Genomic DNA, 20192 nt, shown 5'->3' on the forward strand with positions numbered 1-20192 from the left:
GTCAGGCAGCCTTCGCCGCGGCGGCGAGATACTGCTCCAGCCAATGAATGTCGTAGTCGCCGGCCTGGATGTCCGGATTCTCGACGAGGTCCTGGAACAGGGGCAGCGTCGTCTTGACACCATCGACGATGATCTCATCGAGCGCCCGCCGAAGCCGCATCAGGCACTCGTTGCGGGTACGGCCGTGGACGATCAGCTTGCCGATCAGCGAGTCGTAGAACGGCGGAATCGAGTAGCCCTGGTAGACGCCCGAGTCGACGCGCACGCCGAGACCACCGGGGGCGTGGTAGTAGCTGATCTGGCCGGGCGAGGGCGCGAAGGTCCGCGGGTCCTCGGCATTGATGCGGCACTCGATCGCGTGGCCGTTGAACTTCACGTCGTCCTGCGTCACCGAAAGCCCGAGTCCGGCGGCGACGCGAATCTGCTCGTGCACGAGGTCGAGGCCGGTGATCGCCTCCGTGACCGGGTGCTCGACCTGCAGGCGCGTGTTCATCTCGATGAAATAGAACTCGCCGTTCTCGTACAGGAACTCGATCGTGCCGGCGCCGCGGTACTTCATCTGGGCCATGGCATTGGCACAAATCTCGCCGATGCGCAGACGCTGCGCGTCGTCGAGCGCCGGGGATCGCGCCTCTTCCCAGACCTTCTGGTGGCGACGCTGCAGCGAGCAGTCGCGCTCGCCGAGATGCACGGCCTTGCCCATGCCGTCGCCAAAGACCTGCACCTCGATGTGGCGCGGCTTACCGAGATACTTCTCGAGATAGACCGCGTCGTCGCCGAAGGCTGCGCCTGCCTCCGCGCGGGCCGTCGAAAGGGCCATGGAGAGATCGGCAGGCGTATGGGCCACCTTCATGCCGCGTCCGCCGCCACCGGCCGACGCCTTGACGAGGACCGGGAAGCCGATCTCCTGAGCGACCCGCATTGCCTCGCCGTCGTCGGTCACCGCGCCGGCCGAACCCGGCACCACGGGGATTCCGAGTGCCTTCGCGGTCCGCTTGGCCTCGATCTTGTCGCCCATGATACGGATATGCTCGGCGGTCGGGCCGATGAAGGCGATGTTGTGCGCCTCCAGAATGTCGGCGAAACGCGCGTTCTCGGACAGGAAGCCGTAGCCGGGATGAACGGCGTCGGCGCCCGAGATTTCGCAAGCCGCGAGAATCTGCGGAATGTTCAGGTAGCTGTCGCGAGCCGGCGGGGGACCGATGCAGACGCTTTCGTCGGCCAGCCGCACGTGCATGGCCGCATTGTCGGCGGTGGAGTGCACGGCCACGGTCGCGATGCCGAGCTCCTTGCAGGCCCGCAGGACGCGGAGCGCGATCTCGCCGCGATTGGCGATCAGTACCTTATTGAACATGTATGCCTTTCCTCGCCCGCCCGCGAACTCGCCTCGACGATCCCGAGAGGATCAACCGATGACGACCAGCGCCTCGCCGTATTCGACCGGCTGGCCGTTGTCGACGCAGATGCGCTTGATGATGCCCGAGCGCGGTGCCGGGATCTGGTTCATCGTCTTCATCGCCTCGATGATCAGAAGCGTGTCGCCCTCGTTGACCGACTGGCCGATCTCGATGAACTGCTTGGCGCCCGGCGCGGACGCCAGATACACGGTGCCGACCATGGGCGAGGGGACCGAGCCGACTTCCGGCCCGCTCGACGCCGCCGGAGCAGCCGGGGCGGGGGCGGGAGGCTGCGGCGCTGGCATGGCGTGCATCGGCGCGGGCGCCGGAGCGCCGTAGCTGTAGCCGGCGGACGCCACGTATTCCTTCTGGCGCGAGACGCGGATGCGAAGTTCGCCCTGCTCGATCTCGATCTCGGTCAAATCCGTGTCGTTGAGGATGTCGGCGAGCTCGCGCACCAGCGAACGGTCCACAGTCGAATCCTTTTCCATAATGGTCCTTCGAACTCGCCGGGGCTGCGACGCGGGACTGTCCGCTCGGCCTCGGTCATTCATGCGACGAAAAGCCCGGATCACGACGATCCCGGCCCCGGACGAGGCAGACGTGAGCCTGCCGACAGTTGCTTGACGGATCGAACGCCGAAGTGGCGTATCCGTTCGATCCGTGCCGTATAAACACTTGCGAGCGGCTCGCAAAGCCGGAAGGCGAGGGTGGTGCGCCCGAACTCAGTTTGCGGTCGGCGGACAACTCGCCGAGCCGCAGGCGCGCACGTTCGCGATCTTTTCGGCCAGGGCATCGGCGCCGACGGCACCGGGAACCAGCTCGTCGCCGATCACGTAGCTCGGCGTCCCGCTGATTCCGAGGGCCGTCGCGAGCTCGGCGCTCTCGTTCAGCGCGGCCGTCACGCTCCGGCCGCCGAGAAGCGGTCGCAGCACGGACTCCTCGACGCCGAGCTGTGCGGCCACCTCGAGCGCTCGCGCCTCGTCCACCTGCGTCCGCGAGGCAAGCAACGTTTTCTGGAACTGCGGATAGCTGTCCGGCTTCGTCTCGCGAAACGCCAGACTGACGCGCGCAGCGGCTTCGGATACCGGCCCCAGAACCGGGATTTCCTTGTAGACCACCTTCAGCTTCGGATCGCTCTCCAGGAGCACCTGAAGATCGCTCGCCGCTCGCTTGCAGTAGCCGCAATTGTAATCGAAGAACTCGACCAGCGTGACGTCGCCCTGCGGGTTTCCGGCTACCGTCCCGGCCGGGGAAGCGTCCAGCCGGTCGCGCAGGCTGGCGATCGTTTCACTCTGTCCAGCCTTGGCTTCCGCGGTCCGCTTCGCTTCGAGTGCCTGCATGGACTCGAGCAGAACCTCGGGATTGGCGATGAGGTAGTCGCGCACGATGGTCTCGATTTCACGCGTCTGCGCGTCGTCGAACGCCCAGGCGGGAGACCCGAGAAGCGACACGCCTAGAACTGCCGCAGCGACCAGACGCCGACCCAGCGCGAGAATTTTCAACACCGGATCAGGCATCATTTGCGGCTTACCTTCGTCGTGATGATGTCCTGAGCCTGCCTCCACTGCGGCGAGTTCGGACGGAACTTTTGCTGGGCGCGGGCCGCGAAGATCTTGGCCTGACGGAAATTGCCGGCTTCCCAGTAGCCCTCTGCCGTCGCCAGTTCCGCTGCGCCGATGTCGCCGGTCTTGCCGTAGGCCATCGCGAGGAACTGATAGGCCGTCGAGTTGCCGGGATCGTCTTCCAATCCCTTGCGAATCTGGGCGATGGCGTCCTTCATCCGCTCGGGTTTTCCGCCGGTGACCAGCGCCTGGCCGACGGCCGCTTCCAAGATGCCCGATTTCGACGGATCGAGCTTGGCGGCCTTGGCGAAGGCTGCAGCCGATTCGTCGGACCGCCCGGCCGCCATCAGGATCTCGCCGCGCACCTCTTGGAACCACGGGTTGCCCGGTACCTCCCTGATCAGCGCATCGATCTTCTGCAGTGCCGCACCCGGAGATCCTGCCAAATGGGTGGCGATCGCATCGCCGTATCTCGCCGGCAGGCTCGTCAGGTTTCGCCCGAACGTCCGTCGGACCTGCCCTGCGCCGCCGTTGTAAGAGGCGATCTTGGCGCGTGCCAAGTCATGGCGGAGCTGCAGTTCCGGGGGGTCCTTCTTGTCGAAGTAGGGACTTTCCTTCGCTGCCGTCTGGAGGAAGCCGATGCGTTCCTGCGGTGCCGGATGCGAACTGACGTAGCGGTCGGATGAAACGCCGGACAGCATGTTCTTTCGCATCAGTCCGGCAAAGCTGTCGAGGAGCCCTTTCGGCGACTGCTGGGTCTTCAGAAGATAGGTGAGGGCGGACCTATCGGCGGTCGTCTCTTCCGTGCGCTGGTAGGCGAAGAGGCCGCGCTGCGCGATGTTGCCTCCGCTGGTCATCAGGCCGCCGCCGAGGCCCGCCACCGATCCCGAACCGCTGGCCGCGCCCGCTGCCGCGACGCCAGCGCCAAGAAGGCCGGCAACGACCGCGATCGTTTTGGCGCGCTCGATCTGATCCCGCAGTCGCTCTTGATGGCCGCCAGCCAGATGGCCGACCTCGTGGGCCAGAACGCCGATGGTCTCGTTCGGCGTCTCGGATTCGAGGATCGTGCCAGTGTTGATGAAGATGCGTCGCCCGGCCACGAAGGCGTTGAAGCCAAGGTCGTTGACCAGCACGATCTCGACACGCGCCGGCGACAGCCCGGCGGCCCGGAGGATTGGCTGCGAATAATCCTTGATGAGGCTTTCGATCTCTGCATCGCGCACGACCGGAAGCGACGAGCGGCGCGCCGTCTGCGCCTGGACCGGAGGGACCGCGGCCGCAACCACCAACGCAGCCGCGACAGTCTTGGCAAAGATGCCCTTCAACAAAAAATCCACCCCAAGTCTTCCCAGGCTTGTGCACGCACTTCTAGAACGCGGCTTCCCGGACGGCCATCCCTGCCGTCTGCAAGGTCATCTTTTTCCGGCGTTTATGAGGCTTCCATGTTCGACATTCCGCCGCCGAAGGCATCCCGCCGATCCGACGTCGACCCGTTCCGCGCGATGGATGTCATGGCCGCGGCCAACCGCATGATCGCGGACGGCCGGGATGTGATCTCGTTGGCGGTCGGCCAGCCGTCAGCGCCGGTGCCGAGCGTCGTCGCGGAGGCGGTCGGTGCCTTTCTTGCGCGGGGACGGGTGGGCTACACCGACGCCCTCGGTCGGGCGTCTCTGCGTCGGCGCATCGCGCGTCACTATGCCGATGCCTACGGCGTCGACGTTCCCGCCGAGCGCGTGATGGTCACGACCGGATCATCCGCCGGCTTCAATCTAGCCTTTCTCACCGCCTTCGACGTCGGCGACCGCGTGGCGATCTCGACACCCGGCTACCCCGCCTATCGCAACATCCTGAAAGCGCTCGGGATCGAGCCGGTCGAGATCCCCGTCGGCCCGGATGTCGACTATATCCTGACGGCCGAAGCTCTGGAGCGGGCGCACCGCGAGAAGCCTCTGAAGGGGGTACTGATCGCCAGCCCCGCGAATCCTACCGGCACCGTCACGCCGGCGGACGAGCTTCGCAGGCTCGTGGAATTCGCGGACGCGGCCGGGATCGTGTTCGTGTCCGATGAAATCTACCACGGCCTCGCCTTCGGCCGCGACACGGCGTCCGCCCTGCAGTTTTCCGATCAGGCGATCATCGTCAACTCGTTCTCGAAATACTACTGCATGACGGGTTGGCGGATCGGCTGGCTGGTCTTGCCGCCTCATCTGGTGCGGCCCGCCGAGCGGGTCGGCCAGAGCCTCTACATCTCGGCGCCCGAACTCAGCCAGGTGGGCGCGGAAGCCGTGTTCGACGCGACGGATGAATTGGAGACCGTGAAGCTCGGCTACGAGAGAAGCCGAGCGCTTCTGATGGAGGCCCTGCCGACGCTCGGCTTCGGAGACATCGCGCCGATCGACGGAGCCTTCTACGCCTACGCCACCATCCCGGAAGGGTTCGGGGACGCAACCGAACTCGCAAACCATCTTCTCCAGTCGGCGCATGTGGCTGCGACGCCGGGGCTCGATTTCGACCTGGAGCGGGGCCACCGCACCATGCGCATGTCCTACGCCGGCGATCCCGAGGAGATCGCGGAGGCGGTTCGCAGACTCCGAAACGATCCGGGTCTTAGCTCCTAGTTCTCAAACGAAAGGAGCGGCCGTTCGGCCGCTCCCTTGTCTTCCTACTCGGCGCTCTTTCGCGACCACCAGCCGCGACGCTTCGGCTTCTCATCGGCCGCGTCCTCGCTGGCTTCCTCGCCATTGGCGATGAGGCGCAGGCCGCGGCGTACGGGGGCTTCTTCGGCTGGAGTGTTGTCCGCCGTCGCATCGCCGCCTTCCGCCGGGAAAACCTCGTCGAGCGGCGGGTTGCCATCGACGGCCGCGCTCGCCTCAGCGGTCGCCGCCATGACCTCGTTCTCGTCCGGCGCGGCGATGTCCGCGCCGACTTCGCCCTCGCCGATCTCGGACGGATCGGCTTCGAGCGCCTCGACGGCATCGGTCATCTCGGGCTCGAACGAAGCGTCGACCTCGGCAGCCGCCAGCGCGGGAAGCTCCGGTGCGACGTCTTCAGCGATTGCGTCCGAGGCTTCTTCGGCTTCAGCCTCAGCCGAGCCGTCCGCGCGGGTCTCCTCGTCGCGGTTCCGCCGACCGCCGCGACGACCGCGACGACGACGCTTGCGGTCACCGCCGTTGCCGTCACCCTCGCCGGCGTCGTCGGACACCGTTTCGCCGTCCACGTCGGCGGACGCGGCGATGGCTTCGCCGGCTGCATCGTCGTCCGACGACACTTCGGCATGCTCGCCGTGCCCGGTCTCGTCGCCGCGGCGACCGCCACGACGGCGACGCCGACGACGGCGCGATCCGTCGCGCGACTCCTCGCCGTCCGATCCACGCTCCCGGGCTTCCGTCGGCCGCGCGCTTTCAACGGCGTCCGGCTCGGCTTCGATCACGACATCCTCGATCTCGATGGTCTCGGGCGAGACGGCGGGCAGGGTGGTGATCGCCTCGGGCTTCACGCGGCGCGTCGCCTCGGCGCCGTGTTCGATCGTGACGTGCTGGTGGCCGAAGCCCTCGACCGCTTCCAAGAGGATGCGCAGACCGTAGTGCCGCTCCAGTTCGTCGAGCGTCGAACGCTTCTCGTTGAGGACGTAAAGCGCGGTCGCGGTCGGCACCTTGACCACGAGATCGTGGGTACCGTGCTTCTGAAGATGCTCCTCGATCGAGCGCAGCACCTGAAGTGCCAGCGAGGACGAGGAGCGGATGAAGCCGTTGCCGCTGCAGATCGGGCAGGTCTGCGTGGTCGATTCGAGAACGCTGGCGCGGATGCGCTGGCGGCTCATCTCGAGCAGGCCGAAATGCGAGATGCGTCCGACCTGGATGCGCGCCCGATCGTCCTTCAGCGAATCCTTGAGACGCTTCTCGACGTTCCGGTTGTTGCGCTTCTCCTCCATGTCGATGAAGTCGACGACGATGAGGCCGGCGAGGTCGCGCAGGCGAAGCTGGCGCGCGACCTCCTCGGCCGCCTCGAGGTTCGTCTGATAAGCGGTGTCCTCGACCGAATGCTCGCGGGTCGAACGGCCGGAGTTCACGTCGATCGCGACGAGCGCCTCGGTCTGGTTGATGATGATGTAGCCGCCGGACTTCAGCGTCACATGCGGCTGCATCATCTTGTCGAGCTGCGCCTCGATGCCCTGTCGGGCGAAGATCGGGCTTGGATCGCGATAGGGCTGCACGACCTTTGCCTGGCTCGGCATCAGCATGCGCATGAAGTCCTTCGCCTCGCGGTAGCCGCTTTCGCCGGCCACGAGGATCTGGTCGATATCCTTGTTGTAGAGGTCGCGGATCGACCGCTTGATGAGGCTGCCTTCCTCGTAGACGAGGGCAGGGGCGGTCGACTGAAGCGTCAGCGTACGCACCGTCTCCCAGAGGCGCATCAGGTATTCGTAGTCGCGCTTGACCTCGGCCTTAGTACGGTTGGCACCGGCCGTGCGCAGGATGATGCCCATGCCTTTCGGCACCTCGAGGTCGCGTGCGACCTCCTTGAGGCGCTTGCGGTCGGCCGCGTTGGTGATCTTGCGCGAGATGCCGCCGCCACGGGCCGTGTTCGGCATCAGGACCGAGTAGCGGCCGGCCAGCGACAGGTAGGTGGTGAGCGCAGCACCCTTGTTGCCGCGCTCCTCCTTGACGACCTGCACCAGCAGGATCTGCCGCCGCTTGATGACTTCCTGGATCTTGTACTGCTTGCGGGGGGCGCGGTTGCTGCGGACCGGCACCTCCTCCATCGCATCTTCGCTGCCGAGGTCGTCCACCTCGTCAGCTTCGTCGGCGACAGGTTCTTCCTCGGTCTCTCGCGACCGACGCGAACGGCGACCCCGGCGCGGCTTCCCGTCCTCGTCGCCATCCGCCTTCGCTTCGACGGCCTCTGCGGCATCGTCGCCCGTGGCGGCTTCGACGACCTCGGCGACCGGCGCGTCGCCGGCTTCGACCTCGACCGTTTCGCCATTCTCGGAGGCGGCAGGCGCGGCATCCTCGGACGCTTCGCTCTCGACGACCTCCGAAACGCTGTCGTCGCTGGCCTCGGCGGCCTTGGCCTCCCCACCGCGCGGACGACGGCTACGCGAGCGGCCAACCTTGGCCGGCTTGCGCTCCTCGGCTTCCTCGTCCTCCTCGGCCTGCGCGAGGTCGTGCTCGATCAGCGCCTGACGGTCGGCATGGGGGATCTGGTAGTAGTCGGGATGGATCTCGTTGAAGGCGAGGAAGCCGTGACGGTTGCCGCCGTACTCCACGAACGCGGCCTGCAGCGACGGCTCAACGCGCGTCACCTTGGCCAGATAGATGTTTCCCTTGATCTGCTTCTTGTGCTCGGACTCGAAATCGAACTCTTCGACCCGGTTACCCTTGACGACGACGACCCGGGTTTCCTCCGGGTGGGCGGCATCGATCAGCATCTTGTCTGCCATGAAATCTCAACTCCGGGACCCGCGGCGGCCCGGAATGCGCGACCTCGAGGGTCGGCCATGGGCCAGGCGTGAGGGGGTCCGCAATGGCGCGCTCGGGGCATGCCGGGCCGAGCCTCCCCGACGCACGAGCGTCCGGCCCGAACGGGCGGAGCGCAGGCATCGAAGGGAACTGGTATGCCGGAAACACGCGTGAACGACCTGCAACAATGGATGGCTGCTTGCGCAGCCGACGAGGACGCGAGCTCGGCGGAAACTGGATCCTGTCTTCGCCCGCGGAGAGACCGGTGAGCGTGTGAGACCCGACCGGCGTAAATCTGTGCGAGTTTCCGGCGTCGGACGGAATCGTGCGCCGGCCGATGCTTTCGGCCCGTTGGAGCCGACGAATTCGACGACGCACCCGTTCTGATGACGCAGGAGCCTCATTTATGCTTGTAAGGCGCTATAGTCCGGCAAACAAGGGGACAGCCTGTCAAAGCGGCAGCTTAGAGAACTGCCGCGATCCTGCTCGCTCCGACGACCCGCATGCCCATAGAAGTTGGCGGCCGACAACCGTGATGAGAACGCTTCTTGCCTTACTGACACTCGCCTTTTTCGCCGCAGCGCTCGCGGTCTCGCCAAGCCATGCCGGCGATCGTCCCTCGATCGTCACCGGGATCGATGAAACTGCGACGGCGGAAGGCTTCGCTCTGACCGTCGACGTCGACGGCAAGGCCGAGCCGAAACTCATTCTTCTGCGAAATCCCTATCGCGTCGCTCTGGATCTCGATGAAACCCTCGCGGCAGCCAAGCCTCCCAAGCTTGGTGCGACGGCGCTGGTGACCGACATCCGGCACGGTCTCGTCGGAAGCGACCGGTATCGCCTGATCGTGACGCTTGCCAAGCCCGCCAAGCCGGAACTGACGGTCACGCAGACCGCGAACGGCTCGCGCATCTCGCTGCGGCTGACGCCGGCCGACGAAACCGCCTTCATGCTTCCCGCGGTAACGAAGCCGACCGCTTCAGCTGGCAACGGACCGGCGGAGGAACGCCCGTTCGTGGTGGTTCTCGATCCCGGACATGGAGGCATCGACAAGGGCGCGACCGGGGAGAAGGGGACGGAGGAGAAGGCGGTGAACCTCTCCTTCGGCCTCGCGCTGCGATCCGCCTTGGAAAAGCTGCCGGGCGTCGAGGTCGTGATGACGCGCGACGACGACACCTTCATCCCCCTCAACGAGCGAGCGGCCATCGCTCGGCGCGCGGGCGCCAATCTGATGGTCTCGCTGCACGCCGATTCGATCCGCTACAAGGATCTGCGGGGCGCGACCGTGTACACGCTGTCCGAGAAGGCGTCCGACAGCCTCTCGCGCGAACTGGCCGATACCGAAAATTCGGCCGACCGCTTCGCGGGGCCAGAGTGGGACCAGGATGCGCCGGAGATCCACGACATCCTCGTCGATCTCGTACGTCGCGAGACGGAAGCGCTGTCCGAGCATTTCGCCATCCAGCTGGTCGCGGATCTCGGCAAAGGCGAAATCCGCCTCATCAACAATCCACGCCGTTCCGCGGGCTTTCGCGTGCTTCGCGCGCCGGATGTTCCCTCGATCCTTTTGGAGATGGGGTATCTCTCGAACCCCGAAGACGAACAGGCGCTTCAGTCTAAGGAGTGGCAGACCAGGCTCGCCGCGATCCTGGCTCGCTCGATCGCGGAGTTCGCGAAGCGCCCACCGCTGACCAGCGCTCGTTGACAAAGCGGTCGTTGCGCTTATGCAACATTCGACGGGGCAACGCGCCGGCATCATTCGCCCGCCGCATTCTCCATGCATGAACGATGCGTTAGGACTTTCCGAGATGCGGGCCCGTCCCGCTATGCCCGGCGGGCCATGCCGCGCGGCTCTCGTCGGGTCGCGAAAGCGGTAGCCCATGGAGACACGATGATCAGACTTCTCGGCTACCTGTTCGGCATCGGCACCGTCTTTGCGCTGATCGTGGCGGGCGGCGTCGCCTGGTATGTGGCTGACATGAGCCAGGATCTGCCGGACTATCAGGTGCTCGAGAAGTACGAGCCGCCGGTGACGACCCGCCTCCATGCCGCCGACGGCTCGCTGATGGCCGAATATGCCAAGGAGCGGCGTCTCTATCTGCCGATCCAGACCATTCCCCAGCGCCTGAAGGACGCGTTCCTCTCGGCCGAGGACAAGAACTTTTACAACCATCCGGGCGTCGATCTCGAAGGCATCGGTCGCGCTGCGCTGCTCTACGTTCGCGGCGGCCCGATGCAGGGCGGCTCGACGATTACCCAGCAGGTCGCCAAGAACTTCCTCCTCACCAACGAGCGCTCGATGGAGCGCAAGGTGAAGGAGGCGATTCTCTCGCTCCGCATCGAGCAGGCCTATTCCAAGGACCGGATCCTCGAACTCTATCTGAACGAGATCTATCTCGGCATGGGCTCCTATGGCGTCGCCGCGGCCTCGCTTGCCTATTTCGACAAGTCGGTGAACGAGCTGGAGATTCAGGAAGCGGCCTATCTCGCCGCGCTGCCCAAGGCGCCGGAGAATTACAATCCGTTCCGCGACCCCGAAGAGGCCATCGGCCGCCGCAACTGGGTGATCCAGCGCATGGCCGAGAACGGCGCGATCACGCAGGACGAGGCACTGGCGGCCATCGCCAAACCACTGGGCGTCAACCCGCGACCGAGCGGCACTTACCTGGCCTCCGCCGAGTATTTCACCGAGGAGGTCCGCCGTCAGGTGATCTCCCGTTACGGGGTGAAGGCGCTCTACGAGGGCGGTCTCTCGGTTCGCTCGACGCTCGATCCGCAGATGCAGGTCGAGGCACGAACCTCGCTGCAGCACGCACTCGTCCAGTACGACCAGACCCGTGGCTATCGCGGCCCGATCGAAACGGTGGAACTCGGCGGTGACTGGGGACCGGCGCTCAACAAGATCGAGCCCTACGCGGACGTTCCGGAATGGCGTCTGGCGGTGGTGCTCTCATCCGATTCCAATTCGGCCAGCGTCGGACTTCAGCCGGCGCGCGATGTCTCCGGCCGCCGCGGCTCGGAACGCGAAATCGCGACACTGAGCGCCGCCGACATGAAGTGGGCCATGCGCCAGGACCGCGAGGGCAAGCGCAGCACGGCGCGCTCGGTCGACGACGTCCTCGCCCGCGGCGACGTCGTCTATGTCGAGAAGAAGGGCGACGGCTACGTCCTGCGCCAGCCGCCGAAGGTGCAGGGCGCGCTGGTCGCCATGGACCCGCATACCGGCCGCGTGCTCGCGATGGTCGGCGGCTTCTCCTACGCGCAGTCGGAATTCAACCGCGCCACGCAGGCGATGCGCCAGCCGGGCTCCTCCTTCAAGCCGATCGTCTACGCGGCAGCGCTCGACAACGGCTACACCCCGGCCTCCGTCATTCTGGACGCCCCAGTCTCGATCCCGGATGGCCGCGGCGGCTTCTGGGAGCCGAAGAACTACGGGGGCGAGGTCGCAGGACCCTCGACGCTTCGCCTCGGAATCGAGAAGAGCCGCAACCTGATGACGGTGCGACTGGCCGACGACATGGGCATGAAGCTCGTGGCGGAATATGCCGAGCGCTTCGGCGTCTACGACAAGATGGCACCCTATCTGCCGATGGCGCTCGGGTCGGGCGAGACCACGGTAATGCGGATGGTGACGGCCTATTCCGTGATGGCCAACGGCGGCCGCTCGATCGAGCCCTCGGTGATCGACCGCGTGCAGGACCGCTACGGTCGAACGGTCTATCGCCACGACAACCGCAAGTGCGACAGCTGCAACGCCGCTTCGTGGGATGGTCAGGCGGAGCCGGAACTCGTGGACGAGCGCCAGCAGGTCCTCGATCCGATGACTGCCTATCAGATCACATCGATGATGGAGGGCGTGGTCCAGCGCGGCACCGCGACGATCGTCAAGGAACTCGGCGTGCCGGTGGCTGGCAAGACCGGGACGACCAACGACGAGAAGGACGCGTGGTTCGTCGGCTTCACGCCGAACCTCGTGACCGGTGTCTACCTTGGCTACGACAACCCTCAGCCGCTTGGCCATGGCCAGACCGGTGGCGGATTTGCGGCCCCGGTGTTCAACGAGTTCATGAAGCAGGCGCTCGCCGGCAAGCCGGTGGTCGACTTCCGCATCCCCGACGGCATGACGCAGGTCGCCGTCAATCGTGCCACGGGCATGGCGGCGGCGCCGGGCGCCGACGGCTCGATCATCGAGGCTTTCAAGCCGGGGACGGGTCCGTCTGACCAGTACGAGGTGATCGGCGGCACCTATGCCAGCGCCCCAGCGCAGCAGTCGATATCGCCGGAAGCCGCACAGGCGATCGCTAGCGGAGCGGGCGGCCTGTTTTAGGTTCGGCTTCCGACGCGACTCTTCCGATCGGCCCCGGCGGCTATCCGCGCGGGGCCGATCCGCTTTACACCCATGCGCCCCGTCCCTATGGTCCGCGCCATTCACCGATCCGTTTTCGAGAGGAATGCCGGCATGCGTGCCGAAATCGAATCCATTGTCTCCGACATCAAGCAGGCCGTAAGCCTGCTGAGGAGGCATCTTTGACTGGGATCAATCGGTCCGAGAACTCGATCGCCTGAACGCGGCCGCCGAGGATCCGTCCCTCTGGAACGATCCCGCCGAGGCGCAGCGCCTGATGAAGGAGCGTCAGCGACTGGAAACTGCCATCACCGGCATCCGCGCGCTGGAGCAGAGCCTTCAGGACAACATCGAACTCATCGCCATGGGCGAGGAGGAAGGTGATGCCGAGGTCGTGACGGAAGCCGAGAACGCGATCCGCGCACTCGAGAAGGACGTCGCGGAACGACAGATCGAAACGCTGCTGTCGGGCGAAGCCGACGCCAACGACACCTATGTGGAAATCCATTCGGGTGCCGGGGGAACGGAGAGCCAGGATTGGGCCTCGATGCTTCTGCGCATGTACATGCGCTGGGGCGAACGGGCCAAGATGAAGGTCGAGATGCTGGAGCACAACTCCGGCGAAGAGGCCGGCATCAAGTCCGCCACCATCCTGCTGAAAGGCCACAACGCCTACGGCAAAATGAAGGTGGAGTCCGGCGTCCACCGCCTCGTCCGCATCTCGCCCTACGACAGTCAGGCGCGCCGCCATACCTCATTCGCGTCCGTCTGGGTTTACCCGGTCGTCGACGATTCGATTGAGGTGGACGTCAGCGAAAGCGATGTGCGCATCGACACCTATCGCGCGTCGGGCGCGGGCGGGCAGCACGTCAACACGACGGATTCGGCCGTACGCATCACGCACCTTGCGACAGGCATCGTGGTGCAGTGTCAGGCGGAACGCTCGCAGCACAAGAACCGGGCGACCGCCTGGAACATGCTGCGCGCGCGGCTCTACGAGGAAGAGCTGAAGCGCCGCGAGGAGAAGGCCAACGCCGAGGCCGCGTCGAAGACCGACATCGGCTGGGGTCACCAGATCCGCTCCTACGTTCTTCAGCCCTACCAGATGGTCAAGGACCTTCGCACGGGCATGGAAAGCACGGCGCCGGACGACGTGTTGGACGGCAAGATCGATCCGTTCATCGAGGCGGCACTGGCGCAGCGCGTCTTCGGAGGCGACGCCGACGTCAGCGACGTCGACTGAAACAACCGGACGAACCCGACGAGGCCGCCCCGAAACGGGCGGCCTTCCTCGTCAGAGCTTCGCCCACTTGTGTCCGGCGTCAATATAGCGCTGCGGATTGACGGGCTCGCCGTTCACCCGCACCTCGTAGTGCAGATGAGGACCGGTGCTGCGGCCCGTGGTTCCGATCAGCCCGAGGCGCGATCCGGCCGTGACCGCCTGACCGACCGAGACATCGATACGGGACAGATGGGCGAAGCGGCTGGAGACGCCGTTGCCATGGTCGATCTCGACCGCCAAGCCGTAGCCGCCCTGATCTCCGGCGGACACGACCCGGCCCTGGCCGGTCGCGCGCACCGGTGTCCCCATCGCCCCGGCGAAATCCACGCCCGTGTGCATCGCCTCGCGACCAAGGAACGGATCGGACCGGATGCCGAACGTCGAGGTGCGCACCGTGCCGGCCGGTTTCGGGTCGGCGATCGGCAGGCGCTCGGCTTCGCCGCGCAGGTCGTCCATCCGGGACAGCATGTCCTCCAACTGGCGAAGCTGGGCATCGAAGCCGGCATCGGCTGGCGGCGGCACGAAGATGCCGCCTTCGCCTTGGTCGACACCCAGCGGCCCGAGAAGATCGGTCATGCGGTCGACCTTCTCGGACGCCTCCTGCGAAAGCTTGGCGACCCCGGCCGCCTGTTGCCCCTCGACGAGCCCGACGCTCTCGCGGATCGACGGAAGCACGACATCGCGGATATGCTCGACCGAATCGGGCCGGGCCGCCTTGAACGGCGACAGGGCCTTTCCGATGCTGCCCATGACGTCCCAGTCCCTGCCGCCGTCCGCAGTCGTCGAACCCGTCGTCGCGGTGTCGATGAGGCCGGCGTCCGCCGCCTGATCCAGAAGGGGCTCAAGCTTCTGAAAGCGGCCGACCAGTTGCGCCTGCTGCGACAGCAGCGCCTGCAATTCCTTCGAAATCTGGTCGCGGTCGATGTGCTGAAGGGTCGTGAGCTTGTCGAGTTCCTGCCGCAACCCGCTGATCCGCTTCTCGTAGACGGTCGTCGCCCGGACCTCGCGATCCATCATCATCCGGACCACGCTGTCGCCAGTGAAGGACAGCGCGATCGCTCCGATGCCGCCCACGACGCAGATCAAGGAGCCTGCGACGGCGGTTCCCAGAAGCCAGGACGGTACGGTCCAGTGACGCACGCGCTCGCCGCGCGCGATGACGATCGTATGGGACTTGATCCGGTTGCCGAAGACGGAACCGCGAAGCTGCGAACTCATGCACTCGCTCCACGCGCGCCGGACGTTCGGCCGCATGGAGGAATTAGAAACCGTTAAGGTTAAAGCCTCGTTGACGGATGACGATCGCTACTGCGAGAGCGGCGACAGGCTCCGGTAGAATGTCGGCGTGAGGCCGGCCTCAGCGCGGGCCCGGTCATTGAACGGCGCCTTCACCTCGCCCCGGAAGCATTCTCGAACGAGCTCCTGGAAGCGCCGCGCCGGATCGATGCGCTGGCGCGCGCAAAGGAATCGAAACCACTTCGCTCCGACGGCGACGTGCCGTTTCTCGTCGTTGTAGATCACCTCGAGAATGGCCGCGGTTTCGGGATCGCCGACCTCATTCAGCTTCGATAGGAGAGAAGGGGTAACGTCGAGCCCGCGGGCCTCGAGGATCAAAGGCACGACCGCGAGGCGGGCCGCCAGATCATGGGCGGTAACTTCGACTGCCTGCCAGAGGCCGTCATGCGCCGGGAGGGCTCCGTAATGCGAGCCAAGCCCCGCAAGACGATCCGAGAGCAGCCCGAAATGCCGAGCTTCGTCGGTCGCAACCATCATCCAACCGTCGAAAAACGAACGCGGGACCGGCTGGCCGCAGAACCGCGCGACGATGTCGAGCGCGAGATCGATCGCGTTGAGTTCGATGTGGGCGAGAGCGTGAATCATGGCGACGCGCCCCTCGACCGTATGGACCGAGCGTCTTGGGACGTTTCGGGGCGAGACCAGGTCGGGCTTTGCCGGGCGCCCCGGGCGCGAGGGAAGGGCGGGGTCGGTCGGCGAGGACAGGCCGAGCGTACGCTCGGCCCAACGCTCACCGGCCAGCCGCGTCAGGCGCCGCTTCTCGTCGAGATCGGGCTCGCGCAGGGCCTCGATGGCGAGGCTGCGCAGCGTCTGTGCAGCCGGTCGGCTCACGCGTCCACCAGCTTGCGAGCCTCGTCGAGAACCTCGCGGGCGTGACCATCGACCTTCACCTTGGGCCAGACCCGGCTGATCCGTCCCTCGCCGTCGACCAGAACGGTCGTCCGCTCCACGCCCATGTAGGTCTTGCCGTACATGCTCTTCTGGACCCAAACGCCGGCCGGCTCGAGGAGTGCGCGATCGGGGTCGGCGAGAAGGGGGATCTGAAGGCCGTGCTTGTCCCGGAATTTGCAGTGCTTGTCGATCGGGTCGGGCGACACCCCGAAGACCGATACGCCCGCTGCCTGAAAATCCTTCGACAAGGCCGTGAAGTCGAGCGCCTCGAGCGTGCAACCCGAGGTGTCGTCCTTCGGATAGAAGAAGATGACATAGGGCCGGCCGCGCAGCTGCGCGTCCGAGATTGTGCTTCCGTCGTCCGCCGGAAGCTCGAACGGCGGAAAAGTCTGCCCCATCGTCAAAGTCGCCATTCGGCCCTCCTTTCGGCCCATTGCGCTGACACGTCTGCGCCGAGGCGGCACAGTGTGGCGCGGCTTCGACAGGTCTGACGTATCCGCCCTGTATCATAGCGCCCGCAAGTCGAAGGCAAGCTATGATCCGTTTGTTGCACCCCGGAAGCGGCGGAGCATCCATCGTCATGCCTGTGCAGCGGGAGACCATCGGACTTGATGAGAAAGATTCGGCGTCTCGTCGGTGCGATCCTGAGCTTCGTCCTCCTCCTCGCGATCACGATCGCAGGGGCCGGCATGTTCCTGCTCGGGACGCCGGCCGGTGAGCGCTTTGTCCAGTCCCAGACCACGGCAGCGCTTTCGCGCCTGCTGGGTCCTCGCTACGAGGCGACGCTTGGCCGACAGCAGTTCGAATTCCGCGGCGACGGTACGCTCGCACTGAACTGGTACGACGCGGCGCTGCATCGCCGAGACCGGCCTGAACTCGAGTCGCGCGTCGAGCGGATCTCTGTCGCGCTGCGGCTGATGCCGCTGGTGGGCGGCAGCCTGGAGTTCGGCCGGCTCGAGATCGTCGGAGCCGACCTCGATCTGGCGGCCTTCGCCGGAGTGCGTCCTGCAATGCCTGCCGCGTCGACGACCGACGTCGATGATCGTTCGGTTCTCGCCCGCACGATCGACCGAGGCATCTCAGCCCTGGAGCGCCAACTCCAGGCCCTGCAGGCCTATCATTTCGATACGCTGAGCCTTCAGGACATTCGGGTGACCGGGCTTCCCGTCCGGTCCGGATCATTGACCCAGCTGACCCTTCAGCGGGCCGACCTCCACCGCGCTCTCGACGGCACGTTGCGGCTCGTGTCCAGCATCGAAGTCGGCGATATGCCGGTCGTCATGTCCGGCACTGCGGAGTTCGATTCGAGCACGAGCCGTCTGACGCGCCTCCAGGGGCGTACCGGTCGCATCGCGCTTGGGAGCATCGTGCCGCCGGCCGACGAGGCCGACGAAGACGACGAGCGACCGTTCGGCAGCGATTCCGAGGCGTCGCTGGAGCTCTCGCTTGATCGGAAGGACCCCGACGAACCGGCCTACGTGCGGGCGAGCGCGCATGTCGGGGCGGGACATCTGCAACTCGGCCTCAACCGGACGCGGGTCGAGGACGCGCGGCTCGACCTGACCTATCGCCAGGGCGAAGAGCGCGTCGTCATCGAGCCCAGTCCCTTCCGCTTCCGGGACGTCTCCTTCGAGCTTTCCGGTACGGTCGGGCAGACCAACCGCGGCAATCCCGACGAGGCGCCGATCTACGGTTTCGCCGTTTCATCGCCCGACGTGCGGTCGAAGGTCGGTCGCGAAGAGATGGCGGAGGCCGGACCTCTCACCGCATCCCTGGAGCTCGCCGGAAGCTTCGAGCCGAGCAAGCGCCGGCTGACGCTGGACAAGGCGGTGGTGCTCACCGATGGCGGCCGATTGGAAGGTCAGGCCCGATACGACGGCTCGGCCGCCGATGCGCGGACATTCCTGGACCTGAAAGCGACCTCTCTGACCGCCTCGGCGGTCAAGGCGTTCTGGCCGTTCAACATCTCCGGCAAGTCGCGCCGGTGGGTGCTGGCGCACCTTGCCGACGACGGGGACGTACCGGAAGGCCGGATCGCCATCGATATCCTGCGCGACCGCATCGGAGATGCGTTCAAGATCGGAGGAACGCCGACCGAAGCCGAACTGCAGCTCGATATTCCGGTGCGGGGCGTCAGCCTCTCAACCGTCGGCGATCTGCCGGACCTGATGCAGGTAGACGGAACAGTGACCGTCCGGGGGATCCGCACGGATATCGCCGTAGACGAGGCGAAGGTCGTCGGCCTCGATCGAGTCGAGATCAAGCCTTCGACGCTGGTGCTTCAGCGGCCGCCGGATGGCGGTTTGCGCGATCTCGGAATCGATCTTAACGTCCAGGCTTCCGGTGCGGTGCCGGAGCTTCTGGCAATCGCCGACCGCGATCCCATCCGCGCGTTCCGCAACCTGTCCTTGAAGCCCGACGCCTTCAGCGGAAGCGGCACGGTCGAGGTCGGCGCGCGGTTGGTGCTCGGCGATAGCATTCCTCGCGACCAGCAGGTCAGGGACTGGAGTGTCGAAGCCGAACTCGAGAATGTGGAACCAGGACAGCCGATCGAGGGTCGTACCTTCACCAAGTTGAGCGGCCTGTTTCATGCTATTCCGGGTCAAGCCAGCGGATCGCTCGACGGGATGATGGACGGAATGCCGGCGAAGCTCACCTTCGCCTTGCCGTTCGGTACGAACCCCGTGGGATCACGCAGCCTCGAAGCTGAACTGAAGGTCCCTTCCGCAAAGGTGGTGGATCTGGTGCCTGCGCTGTCCGGTGTCGTGAAGGGGCCGATCGCGGCGCGCGTCACGGACGATGCGGACGGCATGCGTGCCAAGCTCGATCTGTCGCAGACCGAACTGGATCTGCCGGCCGTCGCCTGGAAAAAGGGGCCCGGCATCCCTGCCAACCTCGCTTTCGTCGTTCGCCGCGATGGGGAGACAACGGAACTCGACGATCTCGACCTTGAAGGCGACGGATTCCGCGCACAGGGCTCTCTTTCGGTCGACAAGCGCGGCCTCCGCCGCGCGGCGCTGACGCAGGTGGCTCTCAATCCCGGCGATGACGTTCGCGTCGAGGTCGAACGGCACGGAGAAGGCTTCGGCGTGCAGGTGAAGGGCGATCGCTTCGACGCTCGTCCCATCCTCGCCGAATTGCGGGCCGGGATCGGCCGAGACAAGAAGGGACGTGTTGGGGGCGGGACGTTCGACATCACGATGGACGTGAGCCGTATCGACGGCTTCAACGGTCGCGGCGTGGACGGCTTCTCGTTGAATTACGCATCTGCCGACGGACGGCTTGCGGCTCTTGCGCTCGGTGGCTCCATCGGCGGTGCGGATCTGGCCGGCGATCTCGCGCCGCAGAACGACAATCGTCGCATCCGCATCGCATCGGGCGACGTCGGCGGGCTTCTCGGCTTCACCGGCCTCTACAGCCATATGGAAGGCGGGCAAGGCTCTCTGACGCTGGTCGGCTCTTCGGATGCGGGTTACCGTGGAGAGGTGAAGCTCGCGAACTTCAATCTGGTCGATGAACCGCGGCTGTCGCGCATCGTCGGCTCATCGCCGGCACCGGGGGCAGCTAGCCTTTCGCAAGCGATCGGACAGGAACTACGGACCGAGCGCGCGTTCTTCGACCACGCCTCGGCCAAGCTTGGCTACGACAGGGGATCGCTGCGCGTAGCCGACGGAATCGTGCGCGGTCCGATCTTTGGCTCGAGCTTTGCGGGTATCGTCTACGACCCGAGCGGCCAGATCGACGTGACCGGCTCCTTCATGCCGGCCTATGGCCTGAACCGCGTGTTCGGCGCGATCCCGATCATCGGCCAGATCCTGGGCAACGGGCAGGAGGGCGGCCTGATCGGGATCACCTACCGGTTGAGCGGGGCGATGGCTTCGCCCACGCTCGTGGTCAATCCGATCTCGGCAATCGCGCCGGGCATTTTCCGGCAGATCTTCGCCTTCGACTGAGGGT

General features: G+C 65.8%; 13 protein-coding genes. 5 read left to right on the forward strand and 8 right to left on the reverse strand.

The window, feature by feature from the left end; translation table 11 throughout:
* Position 1: 1 nt before the first annotated feature.
* From accC to ACLNGM_RS15660, 4 genes are all read right to left on the reverse strand, one after another.
* Positions 2–1354: an acetyl-CoA carboxylase biotin carboxylase subunit gene (gene accC / locus ACLNGM_RS15645; RefSeq protein WP_416355653.1), complete on the reverse strand. Its 1353-nt coding sequence runs from the start codon at positions 1352–1354 to the stop codon at positions 2–4.
* A 51-nt stretch (positions 1355–1405) separates the two neighbouring features.
* Positions 1406–1891 carry an acetyl-CoA carboxylase biotin carboxyl carrier protein gene (accB, locus tag ACLNGM_RS15650; RefSeq protein WP_416358461.1) on the reverse strand — a complete coding sequence of 162 codons (486 nt, stop codon included), beginning with the start codon at positions 1889–1891 and terminating at the stop codon, positions 1406–1408.
* Between the two features lie 231 nt (positions 1892–2122).
* Complete coding sequence (locus ACLNGM_RS15655; protein ID WP_416355654.1) at positions 2123–2920, reverse strand: DsbA family protein; 798 nt, start codon at positions 2918–2920, stop codon at positions 2123–2125.
* Entirely contained in the window at positions 2917–4287 is a 1371-nt protein-coding gene (locus ACLNGM_RS15660) for a M48 family metalloprotease (protein ID WP_416355655.1), read from the reverse strand. The genes ACLNGM_RS15655 and ACLNGM_RS15660 overlap by 4 nt, the downstream gene beginning before the upstream one ends.
* Positions 4288–4404: 117 nt before the next feature.
* Here ACLNGM_RS15660 and ACLNGM_RS15665 point away from each other — a divergent pair, with 117 nt between their 5' ends.
* The gene (locus tag ACLNGM_RS15665) at positions 4405–5580 is read left to right on the forward strand and encodes a pyridoxal phosphate-dependent aminotransferase (RefSeq protein ID WP_416355656.1); all 1176 of its coding nucleotides are present in this window, start codon (positions 4405–4407) and stop codon (positions 5578–5580) included.
* 44 nt (positions 5581–5624) lie between these two features.
* Here ACLNGM_RS15665 and ACLNGM_RS15670 read toward each other — a convergent pair whose 3' ends face one another.
* Positions 5625–8402 carry an Rne/Rng family ribonuclease gene (locus tag ACLNGM_RS15670; RefSeq protein ID WP_416355657.1) on the reverse strand — a complete coding sequence of 926 codons (2778 nt, stop codon included), beginning with the start codon at positions 8400–8402 and terminating at the stop codon, positions 5625–5627.
* Between the two features lie 425 nt (positions 8403–8827).
* On the opposite strand from ACLNGM_RS15670, the gene ACLNGM_RS15675 reads away from it, so the two are divergent.
* From ACLNGM_RS15675 to prfB, 3 genes are all read left to right on the forward strand, one after another.
* Positions 8828–10126: an N-acetylmuramoyl-L-alanine amidase gene (locus ACLNGM_RS15675; RefSeq protein WP_416355658.1), complete on the forward strand. Its 1299-nt coding sequence runs from the start codon at positions 8828–8830 to the stop codon at positions 10124–10126.
* Positions 10127–10312: 186 nt separating this feature from the next.
* Positions 10313–12748 (forward strand): penicillin-binding protein 1A, encoded by a 2436-nt coding sequence (locus ACLNGM_RS15680; RefSeq protein ID WP_416355659.1) that lies wholly within the window; start codon positions 10313–10315, stop codon positions 12746–12748.
* A 132-nt stretch (positions 12749–12880) separates the two neighbouring features.
* Positions 12881–14009 (forward strand): peptide chain release factor 2 gene (prfB, locus tag ACLNGM_RS15685; protein WP_416355660.1). Its coding sequence is split into 2 segments (ribosomal slippage): positions 12881–12949 and positions 12951–14009, totalling 1128 coding nucleotides; the frame shifts between segments, so codons are not numbered across the junction.
* Between the two features lie 51 nt (positions 14010–14060).
* Here prfB and ACLNGM_RS15690 read toward each other — a convergent pair.
* From ACLNGM_RS15690 to ACLNGM_RS15700, 3 genes are all read right to left on the reverse strand, one after another.
* Positions 14061–15266, reverse strand: coding sequence for a M23 family metallopeptidase (locus tag ACLNGM_RS15690; protein ID WP_175526743.1), 1206 nt, complete (start codon positions 15264–15266; stop codon positions 14061–14063).
* Positions 15267–15353: 87 nt separating this feature from the next.
* Entirely contained in the window at positions 15354–16175 is an 822-nt protein-coding gene (locus ACLNGM_RS15695) for a ferritin-like domain-containing protein (RefSeq protein WP_416355661.1), read from the reverse strand.
* A complete protein-coding gene (locus ACLNGM_RS15700) occupies positions 16172–16648 on the reverse strand; it encodes a peroxiredoxin (protein ID WP_416355662.1) in 477 nt (158 codons plus the stop codon). Before ACLNGM_RS15700 ends, ACLNGM_RS15695 begins: the two co-directional genes overlap by 4 nt.
* Positions 16649–16843: 195 nt before the next feature.
* Between ACLNGM_RS15700 and ACLNGM_RS15705 the strand changes: the two genes are divergently transcribed.
* Positions 16844–20188, forward strand: coding sequence for a hypothetical protein (locus tag ACLNGM_RS15705; RefSeq protein WP_416355663.1), 3345 nt, complete (start codon positions 16844–16846; stop codon positions 20186–20188).
* The last annotated feature ends 4 nt before the right edge of the window (positions 20189–20192 follow it).

This window comes from Aureimonas phyllosphaerae, assembly GCF_047943035.1.
In the GTDB taxonomy this organism is placed as follows: Bacteria; Pseudomonadota; Alphaproteobacteria; order Rhizobiales; family Rhizobiaceae; genus Aureimonas; species Aureimonas phyllosphaerae.

Excerpts from the sequence above, each read along its gene's own strand:
- accC (WP_416355653.1), bottom strand. The coding sequence starts at position 1,354 with ATGTTCAATAAGGTACTGATCGCCAATCGCGGCGAGATCGCGCTCCGC.
- ACLNGM_RS15655 (WP_416355654.1), bottom strand. The coding sequence starts at position 2,920 with ATGATGCCTGATCCGGTGTTGAAAATTCTCGCGCTGGGTCGGCGTCTG.
- ACLNGM_RS15665 (WP_416355656.1), top strand. The coding sequence starts at position 4,405 with ATGTTCGACATTCCGCCGCCGAAGGCATCCCGCCGATCCGACGTCGAC.
- ACLNGM_RS15670 (WP_416355657.1), bottom strand. The coding sequence starts at position 8,402 with ATGGCAGACAAGATGCTGATCGATGCCGCCCACCCGGAGGAAACCCGG.
- ACLNGM_RS15675 (WP_416355658.1), top strand. The coding sequence starts at position 8,828 with ATGCTTGTAAGGCGCTATAGTCCGGCAAACAAGGGGACAGCCTGTCAA.
- ACLNGM_RS15680 (WP_416355659.1), top strand. The coding sequence starts at position 10,313 with ATGATCAGACTTCTCGGCTACCTGTTCGGCATCGGCACCGTCTTTGCG.
- ACLNGM_RS15690 (WP_175526743.1), bottom strand. The coding sequence starts at position 15,266 with ATGAGTTCGCAGCTTCGCGGTTCCGTCTTCGGCAACCGGATCAAGTCC.
- ACLNGM_RS15700 (WP_416355662.1), bottom strand. The coding sequence starts at position 16,648 with ATGGCGACTTTGACGATGGGGCAGACTTTTCCGCCGTTCGAGCTTCCG.